Source organism: Flavobacterium gawalongense (assembly GCF_007097265.1).
In the GTDB taxonomy this organism is placed as follows: domain Bacteria; phylum Bacteroidota; class Bacteroidia; order Flavobacteriales; family Flavobacteriaceae; genus Flavobacterium; species Flavobacterium gawalongense.
This window is the reverse complement of record NZ_VJZP01000006.1, coordinates 39,681-66,544: the sequence shown is the minus strand read 5'-3', so window position 1 is coordinate 66,544 and position 26,864 is coordinate 39,681. Positions and strand designations below refer to the sequence as shown.

Below are 26,864 nucleotides of genomic sequence, written 5' to 3'. Positions count from 1 at the left end.
CATTTGTCCGTTTTTTTAACAAAGTATAAAAAGAAACCTACAGCCATCATATTGACTGTAGGCTACTATTATTATTAATATTAAAAAACTAAGCTAAATTACCAGCCTGGGTTTTGTTTTAAACTCGCATTCAATTGAATCTGACCAGAAGGAATCGGTTTTAAATAATGCTTTAAAGCAAATTTACGATTAGCTGTCTGTTCTATAATGATGGCTCCCGCTTTTGTTGGAGTCAGACCAGAATAAGTAAATGAGAAGTCCGAAGTATTAATTTTTCCCCCATACGATGATGCAATATATACTGGTTTGTTATCAATAGGATTAATCATTGTTTTCAGGAATGAATCGGTACCATTATAAGACAAATACCCCCCACAACGTGGTTGTCCTCCCAATTCTGCCTCGGCAATTCCCCAACGGCAAAGATCATTTATACGTTGTCCTTCGCTGTAAAGCTCTAAAGCACGTTCACGACGAATTTCACCAAGGAATGTCAGTTGACCACCTAAACTACTTGCTTTTGCAAGCAATGCCGCATTCAGGGGAGCTACACCGCCACGGGCACGAACTTTATTTATTGAATAGTCCAAATCACCATCAGAGATCAGGCCTCCACCCAATTCACAGGTCGCTTCTGCATAAATCAGATAGACCTCGGCAAAACGGATAAACATATAATCCATAGCCTCATCACCAGCGGCACTATTTGAAGCCAATTCACTGCGGAATTTACGCCCCCCTACAGCCCCCTCTCCATTACGAAGACTAGGGATATTTTGATAAGAAATCTTAGATAAAGTATAAATATCTACGGCATATTGGGCTCCAGTCTTATACATCCCATTTCCCCAAGCATACTCTAAAACTGGAGTCACACACGAAGTAAAGCGGTAATCACGGTTCTGCAGTTCTGCATTCATTGTGGTGTAGCCTTTAAATAACGGAGAAAGGTGTACTGGCAGTCCATCAGTACAAAGATACATATCAGACAACTTACGGGTCATCCCCGCAGGCCAAGTATGTGTAAGATTTGTAGCACTTTTTCGTGTTACTGCATCATACACCGCTCTATAAATAGACTCTTTATTGGATGCTTTGGTCAAACCAGCAGGATTCGAAGTAGCGCCTTCCAAATTAAAAAGATAATAATAACTACTATTTTTATACAATTGCGGATTTTTAACCGAGGCAATATTACTAACATTTTCTACCCCTTTCCATAGTTCAAACTTTCCACCGTCAATAATTTCTTTTGAAAGATTTTTGGCCATGGTAAGGAATTCCGTTACGGTAGGATAGCCTGAAGGCATTTTACTTCCGGTACCTGAACCGGTGCCATCACCATCAGTCTTAGTACCAACATATTTATCCCAAGTTCCTTCAAATAAGCATACACGGGCTTTCAAAGCCTTCGCTGCTTCCAGTGTAACATGCCCATCGTTACCGGTTGAAGTCACGGTGGTCTTGGCCAGTTTGGCAATAGCCACGTCCAAGTCATCCAGAATCTGTTTCACCACTTCGTAACGGGAGGCACGAGATCCATTTACAAGATCGGAATTTATATCAGGCACAGAATTCGCAATTGGCACTCCTCCATAACGTTTTAATAAAAAGAAGTGATTCCAGGCACGAAAGAAGTAGGCCTGTCCAATTGGACCTGCAATCTCTTCTTGATTGCTATACGCTTCACCAGCTACTATCACCTTATTTGCCGCACGCAACCATTTATAAGTAGTTTCCCAAAATAGGTCACCAGTGGAGATAACATTAAGACCGCTTCCTTCATCTCCTCCTGCAGAGACTATGTCAGATCCCCAATCATGATTAATACCATAAGTAGCATTAGCAGTTACAGGCTTTTCACCGCTACCACCCCATGCATAAACATTCGTGTGCAAACCATTGGCTGCAGCCTGAAATTCTGTCAGATTCTTAAAATAAGAAACCTCTGAATTTGAATCAAGCGGTGCCTGTTCTAAAAAATCTTGCTCACAACTTGTAGTAAGCATACTGCTTACCAGTAAGAATAATATGATTTTATTTGTTTTCATAATATACAAATTTGTAAAAGTTTTAAATTATAATGATAAATCGATACCGAATGAAATCGTACGTGAATATACATCTACGTTACCTTGTCCGGTGGCCGATTTGCTTTCAGGATCAAAACCATCCTTAACATTTGAAATTTCAAACAGGTTGTCTCCAGATACATAGACGCGAAGATTATCAATCAACATGCGATTAAGCAATGTTTTTGGTAAAGTGTAACCTAAAGCAACACTTTTGGCACGGGCATACCAATTATTGTTTATGCTAATATCGTTAGCCCATTTGTAATTCCAGTTGTTACGGGCTCCATTTTGTGACATCACCGGGTAACGTGCATTGGGATTTTCAGGTGTCCATGTTTGTCCATAAAAAGTAGCATTCTGATTTGTAAACTTTTGAAACCAAGGAGATGATAACGACCCTTCACGAAGGTTGTTTTGTTGTCCTACTCCCTGAATAAACATCTTGAAATCGAAGTTTTTATAGTTTAGGCCAAGGTTTAATCCAAAAAGGTAGTGTGGATTCGCATCGCCATAATAATACAAATCGTCGGTTGTGATTCTACCATCATTGTTCAAATCAACTTTCCTTACAGATCCCGGAGTCAACTGATTCGATGTACCCTGTACAGGATGTTCTCCTCCTGTTGTCTGGGTAATCGCAGTATAGTAAGCAGCCACTTCAGCTGTGTTTTGAAGATAGCCATCGGTCTTATATACATAAAGTGCATTCAATGGTTTTCCTTCGATATAAGTCGGAAACGCACCACTTCCGTTATAAACCGGACTATTCAATCCACGATTAATAGCCTTTGCTCCTGAATACGAAGTTACTTCTGTTCTTGAATCAGTAAGTGTTGCTCCGATTCTATAACTAAAATCATCATTGATCTTATCTTTCCAGTTCAATGTCAACTCCCAGCCTTTTGCAATAAAATTACCACTGTTGGTTCTCGGAGCAATTCCACCCAAAGCTTGCGGATAAACCACCGGAATCAACATCCCTTTATTCTCTCTCTCAAAGATTTCAAATGTACCCCCCAAACGATTGTTCAGTACATCAAAATCAATTGCAAGGTTGGTTGAAGCGACACGTTCCCATGTACGCTCAGTAGAAGTAATTGAAGAAACCGACGAAGTATTGTACAATGCTCCTGTGTAACCAAATACAGTTGTTCCTGTACCAACACCAGAGATATAATCGTAGTTACCAATACCCGTTTGAGAACCGGTTTCGCCATAAGACGATCTAATTTTCAGGTTATCAAAGAGGTTCAATTTTTTAAGTGACGGAAGTTCGGACAAACGCACCCCGGCAGAAACACCTCCAAAATTAGCCCAACGATTTTCAGGAGTAAATTTAGAAGACCCATCGCGACGGAAATTACCTTCCAATAAAAAGATTCCTTTATAGTCGTAGTTTAAACGACCTAAATAAGAAACCAAACCAGTCTCAAAACTACCTCCAGTTGCTTCTGCTGTTGTTGCATCTCCTAAATTAATATCATCCAACAAATTGTTTGACAAATTCTTACGAAACCCAACAAATTTTTGTTCGTGAAATTTTTCTGATGTCATACCAGCTATCAAACCAATATTGTGACCGGAAAATTCACGGTTATATGCCGCAATAGCATTATAAACTTGGTAAAATCCATCTATATTGGTATTTTTTACATTTGTATTAAGAGCAGTTGTTTGACTCTTAATAGATCCTGTTCCCAAAGTATAATCCGGAAGCCCTGTTGGATTTGTCGTTTCACCTGACCAGTCATACATGGTAATCTTATTATTACGTTCAATTAATAAAGTATTAAGTTGACGCATATTAGCACTACCGCTAACAGATAGCCCTTTTGTTATTTTACCCAAGTCAAGTGTCAATTTACCTCCCAGACGTAAAACGTTATCGGTATTATTCTTACGACCACCTTCAATTAATTTTGCCAATAAGTTATTATTCCCGAAAGTATCATAGAATTGACCATAGGTATTATACAACGGAAAAATATAGAAGTCCTGAATACCATGTCCTATCCCATTAATTGGAGTACTTACAGTTCGTTTATCGTATGACATATTAAAATCAGTTTTAATCCAATCGTTTACTTTATAGTCAATATTGGTTCTGAAATTATATTTTTTTTGTCCATCATAAACTACATCAACCAACGAACGGTCATCAGAATACCCTAACGAGGTATATACTTTTAAGTTCTCATTACCTCCACTAAAACTTAAATTATGATCCTTACCCCAAGTATCCCCATAAACTGCATCAAATTGATTCACATTTGGATCCAACACGCGCCATAAACCAAATGCCAATCCTTCAGTTCTTTCTCCTGCTGCCATGGCACGATAAACACCTTCCCCCCATATCCACCAATCGTATTGAGGATTATTAGGTCCCAAAGCAAAAGCATCACTAGTCACCGTATCAACAAACATTTTGCCCCAAGTCTGACCATTAGCAACCGGAAATCGATTCCCCAACATGTTCACATGTGTACTACCGGAATATGATACTTTTGTCTTCCCTGATTTACCACGTTTAGTAGTAATTAAGATAACCCCGCCCCCAGCTCTTGTACCATAAATAGCGGCAGCTCCATCTTTCAGTACTGAAACAGTATCCACATCGTCTGCATTAATTTGAGAAAGTTCAAACCCATAAGCCTCCACACCATCTATCAAAATCATTGGAGCAGTTGCATTCACAGAAATCCCGCCACGTAACGTAATGTCAATTCCTTCATTACCAGGTCTTGAAGAAGTTCTGGTAATTACCAATCCCGGAATTTCACCTTGTAATGCTGCTGCAATATTGTTGGTTGCCTTTCCTTTTAAAACTTCATCCCCTTTCACCTGAGTAACTGATCCGGTAAGAGTAGCTTTCTTAATAGTTCCATATCCTACCACTACCACCTCATTTAAAGATGCTATATCAGCTTGTAGCTTTACATTGATTGAAGTTTGAGAACCCACTTTAATCTCTTGGGTTTTAAAACCTACAGAGGTAAAAACCAATATAGCTTGAGATGAAGAAACATTTATGGAGTAGTTTCCGTCAAAATCAGTACTTACACCACCTTTTACACCTTTCACGGTAACGTTAACTCCGGGAATCCCCATATTATCATCGGCAGAAACTACTTTCCCCGTTATCGTAATACTCTGCTGAACACTTGACAGTCCAGTCTCACTCAAACTTAGATTAATAGCCTTATTAGAATCGGCAGCATATACATCGCCTACAGCACTGCATCCTAATAATAACACTAACAAAGTTGGTTTTGATAAAAATTTCAGTTTATACTGAATGATTTTCGGTTTGTTCATAAAACAATTCATTTTGGTTAATAATTAATTATGTTAATTTAACTTAAATAGTATAGCTGTACCTATACTATTATTCTGCAATAATAAGACTGCCAATTCACCTAACTGTTCTGAACCGTTATGTCTTAGAAAAAAATCCACTATTTAAAGAGATTATCAACAAACAACCTCTTTTATAAAAATCCAATAATAAAACAGGGTCGGATTTTTAGAATACTATCCGTCTTAAATTTTGATACATGTAAAAATCTATAATCGTCATTTCCTAAAGTACCTTGACATACATCATAAATTTTCTTCATATCAAATGGGCTATGTAAAAACTTCAAACCAACCAAAGTCTGTAGTTTGATTCCAATCCCAACTCGTTAAAAAAATAAAATCCAGAACGCTTGAAGTATTTAATCTCCTATTTGTAATTATCAATACTGATACCCATAAACTCATTGATAATTCATAATACATTAACCTTAGACTAACGATTTATTAACTTATCAACATATCAAAATTACCTAAAATGTCTTTTTCAGAAGATAAATTATAATTCATTCTACATAAATTATCGCCCATTTTTAGTGTAAACACATAAAAAAGTAAGTTTTTTTTACGATACCGTATTTATATTGACAAATTATTACATTTTACATATTAATAAAAAACCAAAAAACATTAACTTAATTTTACAAAACATGCAATCAAAACCACGGCCGTCACTATATTTTTTTAGATATATTGAATCAAAAAGTCATTTCTTAATTGAATAAAATCAGAATTAAACAACGAGCAACGTAAAGACTTCAACTAAAACCATCATAAATTATACGTTCACATAAACTAATACCATTTTACTTTTGATTTTACTGTAATAAAAAAACATCCCGTCTCTTCGAGGCTTAATTTTTTTACAAAAAAAGCAATATAAAATGACGTATTATTCTTGCATGTTAATTTTGTTAAATTATTGATTTTCAATACATTAAACAAAAACGTCAATGGTAGTGATTTTAAATAGGAATGCGACAGCTTTACTATTTAAAATTGTATCGAGAAGCTTACAATGTTAGGGTTCTCGATACATTTTATTAAAAAAAGCTATCGCATTTTTTAATAAAACACTACCAATGACGTTTTTTTAAAACGAGTATAAAATACCGCTAAACACAAATAGTAAAGATTAAATTTGAACACGAATTTCACTAATTGTCACGAATTCGTTCGTGAAATTATTACACGAACCATATTAACCACATAGATTCGTGTAAATTAGTGCAATTCGTGTTTGTTTTTTAGGCTTATGGCCTGATGATAGTCGTAATACGTCATTTTATATTGCTTTTTTTGTAAAAAAATTAAGCCTCGAACTGACGCACAGTTAAATTGATTTATCACAGTAAATTTAAAGCCTAAATGGTATAATATGTTTTATTTAAGAACACTCAAAATATACCTAAATCCACTCCTTATTCTCCTATACAATTACAATGAAGATAACCGCCTATACTTTCAACAATTATGATAACTAACAAAAAAGTGGTCGGAATTTCTTCCGACCACTCATATTAAAAAATCAGTAGTATTAAAACTAATTTATTTTATCGAATAAGCCCTGTAGATTATTAACTCAATATGACTGTCCGGTACTTGTACCAAGCTACATCTTATGAATAAATTTAGCTGTTTTGTCATTTCGACGAAGGAGAAATCACATAACGAGAGCAACTAATGAGATTTCTCCTTCGTCGAAATGACAAAATTAATTACATTGGTATTAGTAACGGACAGTCATATAACTCAATATACCTTAACCTCCCACAAACCAGGCGCACCGGACAAGATGGTAAGTTTAAGGAAACGGGTTTTTCCTATTTTATTAATAACTTCGGGAGAGCGAATTAGCTGTGACACAGGCATATTTACTGTTTTCCATTCCTTGCCATCATCCGACTTCTCAATTTTAAAACTATGCCCCAGAGTAGATTTCAAGAAAAAGAGCTCCAGACTCTTCACCCGCTTTACAGCTCCCAGATCAATTTGATACCAAGGCTTTTTATCGGCATTATCGCACATCCAGAAAGTTCCGTTTGAAGCGTCAATCGCATTTTCTGGTTTAAAATCCATTGTACGCTGAACATTTGCTAATTCAGATTCAACAAATTTTGGAGGGATAGTGATTAACTTCTCAATTACCGTGTCGATAGTTGTTTTGATAATGGTATCTCTCCTTACACTCGAAGCCGTAACTTTAACAGGACGAATAAGAGGCTTTTTGTTCAAATTAGGCATTTCTGAAATACCAGTAGTAGTAACCTGTACAGGCTTAATGGTCCCATCGGCGTTAAATTGCAAGCGGTTAACAAAAACCTGACGGGTGGTACTTCCCTGACCGTATTCCAGATAGAAAAACAAATAGTCGTCAGTACCGGGAATATGTAGCACATTACCATGGCCTGGTCCCCAAACCCCTTTCTCAATATTCGATTTAAACACCATATCCTGTTCAGGGGCAACAAATGGCCCTAATGGTCCTGTTTTGCTCATCATATAGGCATACACATAATTAGCTCCACCAGATAAAGTGTACAAATAGTAATAAATTCCGTTTCTTTTAAATAATAAGGGACCTTCTGAGTAGCCACTCCTTTTGGTTGGAATAGATACTTCCGAACCTTCAATCGTTTTCCAGTCTTTACTCAGTTTGGCAGCCTTTCGACGACGCCAGTAGATATAAGCTTGACCATCGTCATCAACGAAAGGGTCTCCATCTATATCTGCAAAAACAGGCTTAGTCTCTTCTTTTTCTTTTTCCGGCTCATTAAAGAAAATCCCTTTCCCATTGCTGAATTGGAACGGGCCTTCCGGACTTTTTGATGTTAAATGGTACGTACCAAGTTTATTATCCGGCTTTAGAATTGTAGGATACAAATGATACAATTTATCTTTTTTAATTACGACACCAGGTGCCCAATACCTGAAATAACCCGTTTTCTTTTTTCCTTCGGGACCAAAAGTGTAAGGTTTGTTCCAATCAAAACCTTTAAAAAGCACTCCTTTATAACTCCAGTTGACAAGGTCTTTTGATATCCACACAACTGGCGGACCCATTTCCTGCAAACCATGGTCGATATCGGACGTTCCATATAAATAGTAGATACCATTAAAATAAGAAACAGAGGGATCAGCAACATAATCCGGTATAACCGGTTGTGGTAAAGGCTGATTTTGCTGTGCTTCAACTTCATACCCAACAAGCAATAGCCATAATAGACCAAAAATCTTTAAAAAATTATTATTCATGACAGTACTTTTATTAAACTTCCAATTTTTATCTATTTCCCTTTTTTAAATCGCAATACCGAAAAAGAATAGGCAGGAATTTCTTTATCCATAACTTCTGACAAAGAAGTACTATTTGTTACAGGACGAAGCTGTTTGTCTTCTGGGCGACCACTCAAACAAGTATAGGATACTTTTGTGTCCAAATTTCCTAAAGAACTCAAATCCAGTTTGGCCTTCACTGACACAGGAAGCAAATTAACTAACTTTACGATATAGTCTCCTGATGCTTTATCGTGAACTACAGAAACAACAATACGTTTTTTTACAGCTTCTGATCTATCGGATAAATCCAATGAAGTGGGTATATAAGTGTCTCCTGCATTTTGTCCGAACAATTGCTGTACATAATAGCCAACGGTTGGTTTTACTTCTGTATTATTAAAATAAATCATATCCGGATTCCACTGGGTGAATTTCTCTTTAGCCAATAAAGGGGCATAAGAAGTCATGGCAACCACATCGCCGTTACGCTCTATATTTGCCAAGTGAAGCGCCTCAGCCAATGCCGACTCCAAGTTAGGACCTCCCTTAGCACGGGCTGCATATTCTCCCAAATATACCTTAGCTTTATTTCTATCGTAGCTATCATAAAAATCTTGATTATTAATATACCAACCCACAGACTGATAGCCATGCTCATCTACCATTGACAAGCCTAGTTTGTCTGCTATTTGCCAACCTTCTTCATAATCAGTTCCCTCTAAGAAAGGACCACTTGTTCCTATTACGGTAATTTCTGGATATTTCTCTTTGATAGCTTTGTAAATCATCGTAAATCGTTCTTCGAATACATCAGTTATCATGTCTTCATTACCCACGCCAATGTATTTCAAATTGAATGGTTTAGGATGCCCCGACTCCGAACGTATCTTACCCCATTTAGTGTCTACTCCTCCATTAGCCCATTCTATCAAATCCAAAACCTCTTGCACATATTCACCCATTTGCTCCATCGGTATTCCGCCTTGTTGTCCACCATTTGAATTTTGACAAGGTACTCCGGCAGCAACCACAGGTAAAGGTTGTGCACCTATATCTTCGCAGAACTGAAAATATTCGAAATAGCCTAAGCCTACAGTTTGGTGATAATCCCATATATTTCTTTGTGGTACACGAGCTTCCAATGGACCAATGGTATTTTTCCAACGATACATATTATTCAATCCGTCGCCATGTGACAAACAGCCTCCGGGAAAACGCATAAATTTTGGTTTTAGGTCGGCAATGGTCTGCGCCAAATCTGCTCTCAGTCCGTTCTTGCGACCTTTGAACGTTTTTTGCGGAAACAACGAAATCATATCCATCGCCACCGTTCCTTGAAAACGAGGATGAATTTCTAACTTCGCATCAGCAACGGTTTGAGTAGCCGTTAAAACAATCTCTTGTTTCTTCCAGTTTGCAGAGGTACAATTCAAGGTCTTTTCTCCACATACCTTCCCCTCTTTATCTACTAAACGAATCAGTACTTCTCCTCCTTTTCCTTCCAATATTCTACTAAATAGTGAGAAATTGTATTTATCACCAGCTTTTAAAGGAATCCCTTCAAAACCTTCACTTACTAAAGCTGCATCAGGACTTTCTAACTTTAATTTGGCATAATGTTTATTGTTAGGATGCACAGGTGATATACTGTCTATTGTCCAAGAAGCTCCTTTCCCTTTCAATTCCCATGCTTTACGGCTATTCCAGTCTTTGTCTTTTCCTTCTTTGTCACTCAATACATATTCAAAATCACGGTTTTGAATCAACTCGGCATAAAGTCCACCGTCGGCGGCATAATTTAGATCTTCAAAAAATACCCCAATCAACAGATCACTTATAGATTTGCTTTCGCTGGTATTTAAATTTACTTTGGCTTCTAGCTGTTTCAAAGAAGCAAAACGGCTACTATCATCCTTGGTTGATTCTCCATTCAATATCCCTTTGTAGGCAACCATTTGTTGTGCTTTCATTAATCCATCAACAACACTCCACTTCACCTTATGCACCGTTCCTGTCGCACTTTCTCCATTGATATTTAAAGTAGTACGTAGATTTGTATTTGCTCTGGAAGCTATTTCTTTCACCCCCGAAAAGTTTTTAAAATCTTGTGTAGTACCCGAATATATTTTCTCTTTTCCACTTAGTTTACCTATCCAGCTTACATCATAGCTATCTCCTTTTTTGACTGCCTCAATTGATAGACAATTATCATTCGACAACATCTTATTATACGATTGGCTTTTCCACTTTACTAGATCTTCCGAAGTTGTATGAGCTAAAAGTCCTTCTCTTTCGTTCAAGGTCCAGAAACAATGCCAAATTCCTTGTTCATCTCTCAACAAAAAAGGCTGTATAAGGGTTTTATCCCTGCCATAGTCGCTTTTCAAATACCTGTATTCAGATCCTATAGTATGCCATTTTTTCCCATCAGCACTCCAAGCAAACATTAAACCGTTTGCTCTTTTTCCATCCTGTTTTGTATAGGCAAATAAATAAACCGAATCTGGTTCTTTAGCCCAAATAGATGAACTGAACTGTGCTGTAAAAAAAATCAACAAGAGTATTAAAATCCTTTTCTTGTTATTCGTTTTTTTACTATCCCTAATTATTAAATCTTTTACTTTTTTCATTTTAAATCGTTGGTTTAACCTTTTTAATTGTTCCGTCTTTATTAAATTTTAATTTATCGATGCATACTTCGCGATTGAAACCTGCATCTTTACCCATTTTAATCGCATCAGGTCGTTGAAAACGATGGTATACAATATACCATTTGTCTTTTCCCGGTATCTGCAAAACAGAGTGATGACCTGTTGCAAATATGCCTTTCTTAGGTTCTTTTTGTATGATAACTATACTTTGAGAAGGATCTATAGGTCCTAGTGGCGATGCTGCCTTTACATACCGAACTTCATAATCTTCACTTCTTGTGTCATTTTTTGACCAGGAGAAATAATAAAAGCCATCGCGATAAAAAACAAATGGAGCTTCACTGTAATAAGTATCGTCTTTTATTATAATACGAGTGCTATTGGGTTTCACAGAAATCATGTCATCATTTAGCTCACAACCCGCCATAAAATAATTCCCCCAATACAAATAGGATTTCCCAGTTTTGGGATCAGTAAAAACATCCGGATCAATATTTTGTCCGCGATTCATTCCATCAGGAAATTTATCAATCAGCGGCTTTCCCGAATCTATAAAAGGTCCTGTAGGATGATCCGCTACAGCCACACCAATTTTTTTATTCGCAGTGAAATAATAGTAATATTTGTATTGACCGTTTTTGTCTTTTTTCTCTACAATACTTGGTGCCCAGGCATTGGCATTTGCCCATGAAACATCCTTTTTCAAATCTAATATAACACCTTCATCTTTCCATTTTTTTAAATTATCGGAAGAGAAAACTTTAAAATAGGTTCCAGACCAATTTTTAAATCCATCAGATGTTGGGTAGATATAATATTTACCGGTCTTTTCTGCATATAATACATGCGGGTCTGCGTACAGACCCGGCAATATTGGATTTTGAGCGTAAATACTAAATGCGCAAAGCAGTAGTAGTACTAGCTGAAGATTAATTTTTTTCATGATTCTTACATTCATTATACAATTTGGATTGAACCCTCTGTTTATTTGAATTCCAACTGAAGTTTCCATTTTTCAGCAAGCTTTTCTGCTTCTTCCTTAGTCAAATGAATTACTGCCGCATGCTTTGGAGAAGTAAAGTTTGTGGTTTTCATCACCCCTTCGTTGAAATGACCAAGGTCTTTGAAATTCACAAAATCAGAAGTTTCACTGAAACCAAAGTTATGAGGATCAATACCGTAAATATCGTACATCAACACCCATTTATCTTCACCAATTCGTTTCCATACAGTTGGAGCTTCACATTGTTTAGGTTCCGGATCATACCAACGTGGATCGTATTCATATCCTCCGTTTATTTGATCCGAAACAGCCTGCTTAATTCCGGCACTTCCATCATGTGACACATAAAACATTCTGTATTTATCCTTCACTTTTGTAATATCTGCATCAATGGCCGAAACTTTATAATCAGGATATTCAAACAACAATTGTGGCATTGATTCTAGTTTATCAAAATCATCGTTAACATACGCATAATACAATTTGTTTGCTTCGTTTTGAAAACGCATCGTAAAATAGATCATTAATTTCCCTTTTTCTTCATCATAGATTACCTCTGGCGCCCAAGCACAACCAATTTCGCTAAATGCCGCTGAAAATTCATTAAGGTAAATATTCTTGCGCTTCCAGTTAACCAAATCCCAAGATTTCATCAATACCAAACCTTTATTATTTCCCCAACCGTATTTTGCTTTATCACGCTCCCACTCGGTATCGCGGAAACCATCTCTTTTTGCAAATACGTGAAGGTCTGTCATGGCCAAATAAAATGCTCCATCAGGACCACGATAAATATGTGGATCACGAATCCCTTTTTGACTGGATATAGTATCGCCTCCAATTATTGGTTTACCATCATTTAATGCGGTAAAACTATATCCATCAGTACTCAAAGCCATGTGCAAACTATGTGTTTCATCTTTATGAAAAACCATCAAATAAGCACTCATGTCTTTCTCTGTAGGAGTAGCATTTGCATAGCGAAAATCTTTGAAAATGCTTTTCCCTTTTCCATAGGATATCAAACCTGGTCTCAAGGCATAAAATCCTTTGTAATTATTATGATGCATTTTAGAAACATCAATATCCTTGGCCACAACTGTCCACTTAAGACCGTCTTTACTCGCCGAAAAAGTGCAGTTGTTTCCTTTATTCAATATTTTTAAGAAGAAGTGTTTTCCAAATTTATTTGGTATTTTGGTATTGTGTTCCGCATCTTTATAAACGGTGAAATTCTTGCCGTCTGAAACAATACCCGAAAAAGCTTTTTCATTATAAAACAGAATTAATCCTGCCTGATTGTCTTTAGCAACTTGAACCTCAACCTGAGTTACATAAGATTTATCAGTTGGGGTGATCAATAATTTTCGTGCATCGGCTGGAGAATCTCCGTTTGCTTTTACCGTAAGTGATTTATTTTTTAACATAAGAGCTTCAGGCGCATATTCTTTCCAAAATGTCCATTGTAAACCCAGTTCAGAACCTTTGAAATCATCAGATAGATCAAGTCCTTGTTTTATTGTTTTATTTGATGCAATCGGATTTGCCTTTTTCGTGCTGCGATACCAACCATCTAAAGTCCACTCAATAGGCTCAATTAGTGTTTGACGCCCTAAAGTATGATAACCATTTGCATAAGCATGATACACAATCCACCAATTTCCGTTTACATCATCTACTAATGTACCATGGCCTTTTGACCACCAATTGTCTCTTTCACTATAAGTATGCACAATTGGATTATACGGAGAATTTTCCCAAGGACCTGTAGGATTCTTAGAACGTGCCACAACAACCATGTGACTTGTTGCCGGACCGGCTGTTCCTCCTTCGGCCGAAGTCATATAATAATACCCATCTTTATAAGTCAACTTAGGAGATTCTAAACACATGCATTCTGTTTTCCAACCTTTAGGATATACCCATCCCTCATAAACTGATTTGCGTTCGCCAATGGTACTTAAACCATCATCAGAAAGACGAATTACATATCCCTCATTAACATATAAAAAACGTTGACCATCTTTCCCTACCACATGCCCTGGATCAATACCCGGAACTTTCAAATCAATAGGTTTACTCCATGGTCCTTTGATATTATTGGCCCAAACAACCCAGTTTGTTCCCGCCGCAGGATAATAAAGATAAAACTTACCGTTGTGTTTTACAAGATCAGGTGCCATAGCTGAACCTTCATACTCGGGTATTACACGAGTAATGGGTTCCCAGTTTACCAAATCCTGAGAATGCCAAATCAAAAAGCCTGGCTTATAATAAAATGGAGAGTGTGTCATGTAATAATCCTTTCCATCACGTAGAATGGTAGGATCAGGATAATCTCCTGACAAAATAGCTTTTGGATATTCCTGGGCTATTACTGTTGAAGCACAACAAAAGATAATGGATAATAAAAGAAGAAAAAGTGTTTTAATTTTAATCATTTTTTAGTAATTGTTTAGGTAATAGAATTAAAATTATATTCTATCTATTGCAACCATAGCAGATAAAATATAATTTTTAAAAGAGATGTATAGTCGTTTAAATTATGGTAAATTGATTTAGTTTATTGTTAATTATATGAAAACCCATTAAATGATTTTGACTTTTAATTATATAAAATTATCGAATATAAATTTATTGACATATTGAGAGTCAATGTTAATACTGTTATTTTGCTTCAGTTAAGTTCAACCAACAACTCCAATTGATACTGTCCTTCATATTTTATCAAAAAATAAAAAAGATTACAACGATTTTCTTACAATAACATTAAACGGATTACTGATTTGTTCCCTTTCATTTTTTAAAACCATATTTGCAGCATGCTCTCCTAATTTATCGAAGTCTGTTGAAATTACGGTTATTCCATCAACCAATACTTCCTTTAAAGGAGTATCATTATAGGAAATGATTCCTATATCTTTACCAATAACAAAATCATTACTTTTAATTTGTTTAATCAGACTCACTAAATCCTCTTCTTCCAAATTTATATAAACGGTATGCTTTTTCATTTTCTCATTATCTGTGTCCTCAATAATACTGGATTCATAACCGTATTTAGTACAAAAATTTAAAAACCCAGTTTTTATTTCATTTGGCAAGCAACTATTTTTTGGAAAAACTAGTTTAATAGTATTATACTTTTTTGACAAAGGGTTCAGCTCCACCAGAGCTAAAAAAATATCTTTTTCAAAATCTTGATATACCCCGGCAATAGTACCCAGTTGATCCATTTTTTTATCAAGTAGTATCAACTTTTCTAATTGGATTTCTTTTTTAAGAAACGCAACAACATCGTGATCGTCATCAACATCGTGATCCTCAACAACATCGTGATCCTCAACAACATCGTAATCCTCAACAACATCGTAATCCTCAACAACATCGTAATCCTCAACAACATCGTGATCCTCATCAACAAAATGAGTATTCATAACATAATGTGTATAATCTTTAGATTTGCTGTTTAGTATATGCTTTTTGAATTGAGCAAAATCATTTTGATATATGTATAAATCTATTGTAGCAAATTCAGTAAGAATACTGGAAAAAGCATCATAATTTCTTTTTTGAGAAGGACTTAATTTATGGATTAATAAAAAAACCTTAGCTTTTAAATCATTTTTCACCGACTTTACATAATATCCTTTTCCCGGAACGGAATCTATGATATTATGCTCTTTTAGAAAAGCATATGCCTTAACAACCGTATCCCTTGAAATGTCATATTCAACCGCCAGCTTATTAACCGATGGTAATTTATCATTTAACTTCAAAGACCCTATTGTAGTGGCACTCATAACAGAATTAACAATCTGCTTATGCTTACGAACTCTAGAGTAATCATTAATTGATATTATATCTTTAAAATTTTCCATTTGAATACTGTTATTAAGATTTTCTAAAACTACATTCTTTTCTTTCCTCTTAGGTATACAACCCGCATCTCAGTTTTTTTATCGCTAGGTAACATTCCTTGAAAAGAACGCTCGCGACACCACCCTTTAAAGGTTGGCTTTTCATTTGGTTTTACAGCTGCCGATAGCTAATACCGGCAACTGCGATGTAAAAACACAAACCAACCAAAATTTGTTTCTTCAGATTCCAACCATCTTATCAATTCCGTTTCTTAAAACAGATTGATACAATTGCAATTGCATCTATTATTATTATTTTTATTTCACCTCTTAATTTTAGTTTTACAAAATGCACTCAGTAATAGCTTTTACTTAATTATGATGCACATTAAAAAATGTAATTATCGGTTTCAATGTTTCATTATGAACTTTAATATCACAAACCCTTTTATTTCACACTTACGATTCCGTTAAATTTACTTTACTATATCGTTAAGTTTACCTTATTAAGAGTTTACCAAATTTACTTAGAATGATTGCTTAGGACGATAAATTATAATTCATTATGCATAAATTATCATCCATTTTTAATGGTAAGTCACAAAAAAGTAGGATTTTTTTAATATAATGCATTTTTAAAGAAAAAATATTGCCAAATAAAAGATATAGGACAGTTCTTTAAATTAACCTAAAAAAGGGGGTGTATAAATTCAGTTTCATCTAAAAGCATATTTTGATGACGTAAAATAGAAGTCCAAATGGATTTATATTCAAAAAAATACAGAAATAAGCTGTTGAGGATAATCATTAAAAAGTCAGTCCGAAGTTTGATTCTTTTTAAAGAATAAACTTCGGACTGACGAAAATTAAACCTATAACTGACACTGAAAAGTAATATAAATTGACTGATAGTGACAATTTTTAAAAACTATTGCCAATTAGGGTTTTGTATCAAAACACCATTTGAGTTTGTAACAAATGTAGACGGAATTGGAAATTTACTGTTCTTATTATAATTAAAATTGGATCTGCCCAGATTATTCATAATATTGGTTGTATAACCAGGAACAACTTTTTCATAGCGAACTAAATCAAACCAGCGATTACCTTCAATAGCAAGTTCTACTCTTCGTTCTTTCCAAATAAGCTGACGCAATTGAACCTTATTAGTTTCCGTAATTTGTGGCAGTACACCAGCCTGCAAGAACGTTTTATTACCACGAGCTCTAAAACGCACCTGCTCCAGTGCATCAAGTGCATCTCCACTATTACCTAATTCATTGGCTGCTTCTGCATAAATAAGTAATAAATCGGCATAACGCAAAAATGGAAGGTTAAGCTGCTGCTTAAAAAAATCTGCATCAGGCCATTGTGTCGCTGGCCAAATAACTTTTTTATTCGCGTATTGAAACCCTGCTTTCCAGTTTATTGCCCCGGTGTAGCCTTCGATAGTTTCCCCTTTGTTAAAAATAGAAGCGGCTTTACGTGGATCATTAACTTCAAAACTGTTCACTAAATCATCAGATGGAGCAAAAAATGCACTTCCAAGGCCCGATCCCGGAATCCCCTGAAATTCTACATAAGGATTTCTTAAACGGCCTGCAATATTCTGATAGATGTAATGCCCCGGCATCATACTTTCAACGGAGTATTTGCCGTCTATAGAGAATAGATTTCTGTAGTTAGGATCAAGACTGTATTCGCCACTTTGTACTAACTGTTTTGCATACTTATAAGCATTAGTGTAATCCTGTCTGTAAAGATAAACTTTAGCCAATAATCCCAATGCTGTACCTTTGGTCACACGCCCTAGGTTGCTGGTTCCCCATACTTGTCTGGTAGGCAGATTCTCTGCTGCGTATTCAAGATCACTGATGATAAGCTTGTAAACATCTTCCTGTGGGCTTTTAGGAATATTAAATTCGTCCGCCGTTGGTACATGATCACGTATCACTACATCTCCAAAAACATTTACCAGATCAAAATGCCAATAGGCTCTAAAGTAACGCGCCTGCGCATTGTATTGTAAAGCTTTGCTGTCATTATACTTACTTGCCAGCTTTAAAACCTGGTTACAGTCATTAAGATACAGATACCATCTTTCCCAAAGACGCTCCATATATATATTGGAAGGGTTATTGGTGAAGGTATAGGCTGAGGTAAAATTGACATCAGCAGTATTCATTATCACATCATCCGAAGAAAATTCATGTGATGTGAAATACATGGTTCCCAATCTGAAGAAACGCCAGTTGACTGAAGAATATACCCTGTTTAGGGCGTCATCTATACTTTCTTCATCAGAAAAATAAACATCAGTAGTCAGCTGTGCCTCAGGAGTAACATCAAGGAAATCATCACAGGAAACCAAAAGGCTTAATCCGGCAATGGTTAATATATATTTTAGCTTTTTCATACTTAATGAGTTTTATTATTAATTAAAAATTAAGGTTCATACCAAATTGCATACTGCCTGAGATAGGAAAAGAATTATAGTCAAGCCCATCAGCCAATTCCGGAGTAAAACCTTTGTACTTAGTAAAATATAACAGATTGGCTCCAGTGAAATAAAATCGCAATCTGCTTATTCCTGTTTTTTCAATAACTGAATCTGGTAGCGTATAACCAAGGGTTGCATTTCTCAATTTTACATAGTTACCGTTGAACACCATAATATCGATGGTTCTGTTCATGTTTACAGATCCTGCAGCCAGACGCGGCATAGCTGCTCCGGTATTATCAGGAGTCCATGAATCCAACCAATCTGTATGCATATTATTGTTAGGCGAGGTAAAATCGTTATAAGAGTTATTCATCACCTTTGCTCCAAAACTTCCGGTAAAATCAAAATTAAAATCAAAATTTTCATACTCTGCATTCAAAGCAATACTCCCTGTAAATTTAGGGAACGGACTTCCAATATTAGTCTGGTCAACCGGAGTTATCTGACCATCTCCATCAGTATCCACATAAATCATATCTCCTAATTTCGCGGTTGTATGGTAAGCTGTTTTTCCCTTGCTTACTGCATAGGCATTCCAACTGTCAATATCGGCTTGTGTGCGATAAATCCCCTGGGTTTTGTAGCCATAGAAATAATTAAAGGGCTGACCTTCCTGTATGCGGGTTTGTAAATTTGTAGAGAATGTTGTATTGGTAGTAGTAAGGCCATTCCAGTCAACAACTTCATTTTTAAAAGAACTTCCAGTGAAGCTGACTCCATATTCAAAATTATTTTTGTTATCCTGCCATCCTATCATTACCTCATATCCTTTATTTTGTACTGAGCCGGCATTACTGTATGTCGGAGCTATACCTACAGAACCACCCTGTATAGGCAATATCATCAGTAAATCTTCTGTTTTGCGGTTAAAATAGTCAAATTCAAAAGTAAGTCTGTTATCCAGTGCAGTCATTTCCATACCTAAGTCAGCCTGAACATTGTTTTCCCATTTTACATTAGGATTATAATCATTTACGATACCGGCCCCAGGGTTCACCTGGTTGTTGAAAATCGCATGAAATTCATCGCTCTGTGTTACCAGTGCATAAGCTACGTTATTAAAAATTTTGTCATTACCGGTCATACCCCAGCTTCCTCTTATTTTTAAGTTGTCAAGCCAGCTTAGCTGTTTTAGGAAACTTTCTTCACTGATTCTCCAGCCTAAAGCTGCAGAAGGGAAATACCCCCATCTGTTATTGGGACCGAATTTTGAGGAACCATCGGCACGGATTGTTGCCGTAAACAGATAACGATCCTTTAATACATAATTAGTTCTGAACCAAAACGATTCTCTTGATGATTTTGCCGGCAGAAACGCATTTACTGTCCTGTTATTTATACTAGCCGAATATATAGAAACATAATCCAGATTATCCACAACATATTTTTTACCTGTGGCTCCCAGACCACGCAACTGGCTCGCTTCTGAACTCTGGCCGGCAAGCAGGTTTAGACGATGGCTTTCATTAAATTTTTTATCATAGGTTAGTGTATTGGTCCATAACCATGTATTATTAGTACTGTAGTTTTCAGTATAGCTGTTTGGATTATTGAATTGGAATGAAGGGTTTATGCTGTACTGCGGCAGAAACTGATCAAATCGTGTAAGCATCCAGTCTTCTCCAAACGATGTCTTAAACTGAAGTCCGTCTATAATGTCCCAGGTTCCCCACAAGTCCCCTACAAAACGAAGATTATTTGTATTGGCTTCCTTATTCAAATCTAATTCTGCAGCAGGGTTAATAAGATCATTGTTCTGCATCGGATTCCATGCTCCTAGATTGTTTTTAGGAGTAATAAGCGGTGAGCCTGAAAGAACAGAACGTACTGTTCTATAAGTCAATGCCTGACCTGTATTTGCGCTGCTGACATTGAAATTATGCCCGATTTTTATCTTGCTGCTCAGTTTGTAGTCATTATTGATCCGTAAGGTCCAACGGTTATAATCTGTATTGTTCCAAACCCCTTCCTGTTCAAAATACCCTAAGCTTATATTGTAGCTTACATTTTCAGTACTTCCTGAAGCAGATATCTGATGATCGCTCATCAAGCCCGTCCTGCTGATTTCGTCCATCCAGTTGGTTCCTTTTCCATACTGCGAAGGATTTTGGTAGGGCTGTGCCTGCCCGGCCGTGAAAGCAACTGTATTCATCAGCGTCGCATATTGACTTCCGTTGGCTACCTTGTAATTATCAAGTACAAATTGGCTACCGACACTTCCTGAATAGGAAATAATGTTTTTCCCTAATTTTCCTTTTTTTGTTGTAACCACGATTACCCCATTCGCTCCTCTGGAACCATAAATAGCTGTAGCCGAAGCGTCTTTCAATACACTCATTGATTCAATATCTTTGGGATTCAGCCAAGTTACATCATTTGTCATCATACCGTCTACTACATAGAGCGGAGAAGAATCGCTGTTGGTACCGATACCACGAATTCTAACTACAGGACTTGTACCCGGTGATCCTGATGACACTACAGTTAAACCACTTTTACCTTGTAATGCTTCCGCAGCATTACCTCCTCTGATACCATTAATATCTTTTGCTTTCACCGTCGTAACAGCACCAGTAAGATCTGTTTTCTTCTGCGAACCATACCCTATCACAATTACTTGTTGAAGTTGTTCAATGCTCAACGCACTGGATGTCATGGTTATATCAATTACTGATCTGCCCCCTACTTTAATTTCCTGCTGGGTCAAATCAATGGAAGAAAACACCAGTACGTCATTATCAGAACTAACTTCAATCTTATAATTACCTTCAAAATCCGTAACAACAGATTTGTTTGTTCCTTTTACGACAACAGTAACACCTGGAATTCCATTATTATCTTCAGAAGAGATTACCTTTCCTGTAACAATTTTTTCTTGTTCCATAACCATTCTGACCTCTATACTAGATTCAATAGTATTTTCTTTGGCCTGTAACAAGTTTGTCGACACCAGTGCCATGGATAGCACAGTTAAACTCCATCTTTTACTGAGTAAATTAGGAATCAGGTACTTTTTTCTCATTTTTTTAATCATATTTAGGTTAATTAAGGTTAATTCCGTTATTAAAGTAAACTTAAACAATTAAATTTTTAAATAAATTTTCGAGTTACTGACATAATGACTACTCAATGTTCCCGTGATTATTGAGGCTCAGAATTTATTGAAATGAAAAAGGATATATCTAAATTTTTTAGATACACTATCATCAATTCTCTACCTAAATATTCACTTATGTTACAAGTGTTTTTTAAGTAAGTAAGTCGAATAAATTATTTAAACAAAATTTTATTTAGATCCTTGCAATTATAGGTTGTTATGAAATTGACTTCTTATTTTGGTATACAGCTGCCGACATAAAAACATCGGCAACTGTTATGTAAAAAAACTACAAACCAACCAAAATTTGTATTTTGAATTCCAAACTCAACTTGTTAAAAAAATTAAAATCCAGAAATGTTTAATCTTTTCTATAATATCAATACTAATACCCATAAACTCATTGACAATTCATAATGCATTAACCTTAGATTAATAATTTATTGGCTTATCAACATATCAAAATTACCCAGAATAGCCAGATTTGAAGATAAATTATAATTCATTCTATATAAATTATCGTCTATTTTTAATGGTAAGTTACAAAAAAGTAGTATTTTTTTAATATAATGCATTTTTAAAGAAAAAATATTGCCAAATAAAAAATATAAGGCAGTTCTTTAAATTAACCTAAAAAAGGGGGTGTATAAAATTCAGTTTCATCTAGAAGCATATTTGATGACGTAAAATAGAAGTCCAAATGGATTTATATTTTAAAATAAGAAGGAAATAAACTGTTGGGGAATCATCATTAAAAAGTCAGTCCGAAGTTTGATTCTTTACAAAGAATAAACTTCGGACTGACGTAAATTAAGCGTTAATTATCCCCTAACGATAAGAAGACAATTAGAAATTATTGATCCTATTTTTGTTCCAGATACTGGGTAGGAGTTAAACCAAAAAGCTCTTTAAAGGTTTTGGTAAAATAGGCAGAAGAATTAAAGCCGCACATGTGTGTTATTTCTTTGACAGAATACTTTTTACTCAATAATAATTCCGAAGCATATTTTAACCTGACAGTTCTAATGAAATTACTCGGATTTTGTCCAGTGATAGAACTAATTTTTCTGTAGAATTGTGATCTACCTAACCCCAGTTCTTTTATTATATCTTCCAATGTAAAATCAGGATCAGAAATATTGTCGACCACAATTTTGGTAGTTTTATCCAGAAACATTTCATCAATCGAGTTTGTTGTAACTTCACTGGAAGGAAGAATACCGCCAATTGAGGCAAAACGTTCTCTTGCTCTTTTCCTAGCTTCCAGCAGGTTTTTAATTCTGGCTTTTAAAACATTTATATTAAATGGTTTGGAAAGATATTCATCTGCACCGGTATCATATCCTTCGATCCTATCCTCTTCTAAACTCCTAGCGGTTAATAATATAACAGGAATGTGACTGGTCTCTAAGTCATTTTTAACCTGTCTGCACAATTCAAAACCATCCATCTCCGGCATCATCACATCACTAATAACGATATCCGGATAATATTTCCTGACTTTTTCTAATCCAATGAGTCCGTTTGCGGCTTCCTTAACTTGGAACTGATTACTCAATTCGTTTTTGAGATGATTCCGTAGTTCTTTATTATCCTCAACAATGAGAACAACCGGTCTGTTTCCTTTTTCAGACTCCAAAGAAATTGTATCATCCTCTTCATTAGATATTGCAATTTCGTACTCAGCAGATGTTAAAGAGTTTCTGTCTATTTCGTAATTGCCTGTCTGATACAAACTAACAGACTCTTTTTTATCAGCGGGGAGATTCGCGGGCAATCTGACAATGAAGGTAGTTCCAATGTGATATTCACTCTCCACTACAATCTCACCTTTATGCAATTCAACTAAACTTTTAATAAAATTCAGTCCGATTCCAGTGCCTGTTTTAGAGGTATCCGCATGGAAAAATCGTTGAAAGACTTCTTTTAACTGTTCTTTTTTCAAACCTATTCCAGTATCTGAAACTCGGATTTCAAGTAGCCTTTCCCTCCTTAATTTTCTAAAAAACCATAATACGGTCTTACTCTTTTCTTGATTTAATTCGGAAAGAGACAATGTCACCGTGCCGCCTTTATCGGTAAATTTAACCGCATTTGACAGCAGATTGGTTAGAATTTTTTCAATTTTATCAGGATCGAACATTCCATAAATTTCTTTTTTTGACGCATCAAACACAAACCGAATACCTTTTGCCTTTGCCAGATCTTCAAACAACAAAAAAATGTCTTTACTGAACTTCACTATATTCATACGGGTAAGTTCCAGTTCAGTTTTTCCAAGATCCATTTTTCTCAAATCGAGAAGCTGATTTACAAGATGTAAAAGGCGTCTGCTGCTTCTTTGAATTATAAGTGCCGATTTTTTAACTTCCTCAGGATCGTTGTAAGCAGAGAGAATTTTATCAACAGGGTTTAAAATTAGTGTTAGGGGTGTCCTGAACTCATGAGAGACATTGATAAAAAAGTTTAATTTCATTTGATCTAATTCCTGCTCTTTGTCTTCTCTTACCTTTTTAGTATAATAATATATGGAGAACCAAAGTACCGAAACAAACGCCAACACATAAATGCTATAAGCCCACCAAGTTTTCCAAGGCGGTGACAGTACCGTAATTCGAATAGAAGATTTTCTAGCCTGCTCCCACTGCCCGTCGACAGAAGCCATCACTTCAAAAGTATAATTCCCCGGTTCCAGATTAGAATAATTGGCAATCCTACTATTTCCTGCATTAATAAAATTCTCATCCAACCCATTCATCTTATAGGCATATTTAACCCGTTCCGGGTTTTGGTAATTCAGCGCCACAAAACTGAAAGAAATGTATCCTTCATCATACTTAAGTTCTATTTCTTTAATCTTTGTTACAGATTTATTTAAGAGTATTCTGCCATTAACGGTATCACCCGCATTTATTTTCTTATTGAACAACCTTATTTCAGTTATAACCGGGTTTACAATATTTGATTTTAATGAAATATTGTTGGGATTAAAAATATTAAAGCCATTTATCCCCCCCACAATAATACGACCGTCTTGAATTTTGGCTATCGATTTACTTTGAAATTCAGTTCCCTGCAATCCGTCATGAGCATTGAAATTTTTAAAAGTTTGTGTTTTGGGATTAAGTAATGACAAACCTCCCTTCGTGGTGATCCACAAATTCCTGTTATTATCTTCCTGTATACCCACAACTAAATTATTAGGCAATCCGTTCAGCGAAGAATAGGAATGTTTCAAATTTAATTCAGGATCTAGTTCATATAACCCCATATCGGTTCCAACCCATATATTTCCTCTATAATCCTCGGTTATATAATTAATCCGGTTACCCTGAATGTTTTTTATTTTGATTTCAGTGAATTTTATTTTTTTAGGGATGTCTCCTTTTAGTTTGTTCAACACCGTAAAAGATAATCCCTGTGAGGTACCAGTAAAAAGGCGGTTTTTTGAATCAATAAAAACTGAAAACACAAAATTGCTTATTAAGCTTTGCGAATCACCCGGAATATTCTTGTATTGGTAGAATTTTTCATTAACAGGATCAAACAAATTTAAACCTGCGGTTGAAGTACCCAACCACAACCTTCCCTGAAAATCCTTTTCGGCACTCCAAACAGTGTTTTGCCCTATTGAGAAAGGATTATTCCGATTGTATTGATATGATTTAACGATTCCTGTATCGGTATAAAACTTGTTCAATCCACTATCCCAAGTACATACCCATAAAACACCATTATCCCCTTCCAACAGATATACAATTTTATCTGAACTCAACGAATTGGGATCTCCTGGTCTTGCCCTGAAATGCTTAAAAGTACCATTTTTCTCATCAAAAAGATTCAAACCACCACCATCAGTACCAATCCAAATTCTCTTTTTACTATCCTGTAACACCGATTGTGCGATTTTAGCACTCAGCCCTTCATTACTTTCCTTTTTATAAAAATAATGCCCAAAAGAGGTTTTAGACATTGCTAATTTATTAACCCCGGTATTATAGGTGGCAATCCAGTAAATCCCGTTTTTATCCTCCAAAACTTTTGAAGGCTGATTGTTTGACAATGAAAAAGGATCATAAGGATTGTATTTCAGGTGCTGGAGCAAACCTTTCTTTTTGTCCATCAGAAAAATTCCACCTCCATCCGTAGAAACCCAAACAATGCCTTTTTTGTCCTGATAAAGGTGAAAAATTGGAATACTTTTATTCTCAGGGGAAATATCTCTAAAACTCCGTTTCTTAGTATCAAACAAAAATAAATGGGAGATATCATTTCCTATCCAAAAATCCCCTTCCTTGTCTACAAGAATTTGCTTAGGCAAATGATTCAAATATTGACTGCCTTTGAAATCGATTGGAAATCTTATGAAATTATTAGTTTTAGGATTATACTTATGTAAATGGTTTCCTTTAGTTCCTAACCATATATTCCCACTATTGTCTTCTATAACATTAGTTACATCATCACTGTCTATCGATCCTTTATCTTTTGGATTATGGATATAATGTGTAAACTTAATGGTATCATAAGAACCGCCTCCAGTATTGTCCAGCAACAATTTAATAACACCATTTTTAGAAACTACCCAAAGCGTATTCGTTTTTTTATGGTACAGAAGACCATTTATAACTTCACGGAAATTTGCTTCGCCTGCCTTCTTCTGATATAAATCAATCTTATAGAATTGCTCTGTATTCTTGTCAAAAACATTCAATCCATTACCGGTTCCAATCCACAAACGTCCATAACCATCTTCAGTTATTACATTTATTCTATTATTACTGATTGAATGTGGATCGTCCAGAATAGTTCGGTAAACTTCAAATTCATAACCATTGTATTTATTAAGACCATCAATGGTTCCAAACCATAAAAAACCCTCACGATCCTGAAAGATATCAACGCAGGTACTACTCGAAAGCCCTTTTGATGTATCGAAATTTTCAAACTTTAAATTTGAAAATTGGGCATGAGAGAAACAGGTAACCAAAAAAAATAGAACCCAAATTAACTGTTTGCTTTTCATTACATTTCTTTCT

General features: G+C 35.7%; 10 protein-coding genes. All 10 read right to left on the bottom strand.

The window, feature by feature from the left end:
- Positions 1 to 98: 98 nt before the first annotated feature.
- The 10 genes from FNW38_RS05210 to FNW38_RS05165 all read right to left on the bottom strand — a co-directional run bounded on the left by FNW38_RS05210 (position 99) and on the right by FNW38_RS05165 (position 26,851).
- A complete protein-coding gene (locus FNW38_RS05210) occupies positions 99 to 2,051 on the bottom strand; it encodes a RagB/SusD family nutrient uptake outer membrane protein (protein ID WP_144064647.1) in 1,953 nt (650 codons plus the stop codon).
- Between the two features lie 27 nt (positions 2,052 to 2,078).
- Positions 2,079 to 5,393, bottom strand: coding sequence for a SusC/RagA family TonB-linked outer membrane protein (locus tag FNW38_RS05205; protein WP_185963084.1), 3,315 nt, complete (start codon positions 5,391 to 5,393; stop codon positions 2,079 to 2,081).
- Positions 5,394 to 7,184: 1,791 nt separating this feature from the next.
- On the bottom strand, positions 7,185 to 8,687 hold the full coding sequence (locus tag FNW38_RS05200; RefSeq protein WP_144064645.1) for a family 43 glycosylhydrolase: 1,503 nt from the start codon (positions 8,685 to 8,687) through the stop codon (positions 7,185 to 7,187).
- A 32-nt stretch (positions 8,688 to 8,719) separates the two neighbouring features.
- Positions 8,720 to 11,341 carry an alpha-L-arabinofuranosidase C-terminal domain-containing protein gene (locus FNW38_RS05195; protein ID WP_144064644.1) on the bottom strand — a complete coding sequence of 874 codons (2,622 nt, stop codon included), beginning with the start codon at positions 11,339 to 11,341 and terminating at the stop codon, positions 8,720 to 8,722.
- A 1-nt stretch (position 11,342) separates the two neighbouring features.
- A complete protein-coding gene (locus FNW38_RS05190) occupies positions 11,343 to 12,374 on the bottom strand; it encodes a family 43 glycosylhydrolase (protein ID WP_218043826.1) in 1,032 nt (343 codons plus the stop codon).
- Positions 12,347 to 14,806, bottom strand: coding sequence for a family 43 glycosylhydrolase (locus tag FNW38_RS05185; RefSeq protein WP_144066634.1), 2,460 nt, complete (start codon positions 14,804 to 14,806; stop codon positions 12,347 to 12,349). The genes FNW38_RS05190 and FNW38_RS05185 overlap by 28 nt, the downstream gene beginning before the upstream one ends.
- Before the next feature lie 303 nt (positions 14,807 to 15,109).
- On the bottom strand, positions 15,110 to 16,246 hold the full coding sequence (locus FNW38_RS05180) for a GntR family transcriptional regulator (protein ID WP_144064642.1): 1,137 nt from the start codon (positions 16,244 to 16,246) through the stop codon (positions 15,110 to 15,112).
- A 907-nt stretch (positions 16,247 to 17,153) separates the two neighbouring features.
- A complete protein-coding gene (locus FNW38_RS05175) occupies positions 17,154 to 18,641 on the bottom strand; it encodes a RagB/SusD family nutrient uptake outer membrane protein (RefSeq protein ID WP_144064641.1) in 1,488 nt (495 codons plus the stop codon).
- Between the two features lie 22 nt (positions 18,642 to 18,663).
- Positions 18,664 to 21,750 carry a SusC/RagA family TonB-linked outer membrane protein gene (locus tag FNW38_RS05170; protein ID WP_185963083.1) on the bottom strand — a complete coding sequence of 1,029 codons (3,087 nt, stop codon included), beginning with the start codon at positions 21,748 to 21,750 and terminating at the stop codon, positions 18,664 to 18,666.
- A 937-nt stretch (positions 21,751 to 22,687) separates the two neighbouring features.
- Positions 22,688 to 26,851 carry a hybrid sensor histidine kinase/response regulator transcription factor gene (locus FNW38_RS05165; RefSeq protein WP_144064639.1) on the bottom strand — a complete coding sequence of 1,388 codons (4,164 nt, stop codon included), beginning with the start codon at positions 26,849 to 26,851 and terminating at the stop codon, positions 22,688 to 22,690.
- Between the last annotated feature and the right edge of the window lie 13 nt (positions 26,852 to 26,864).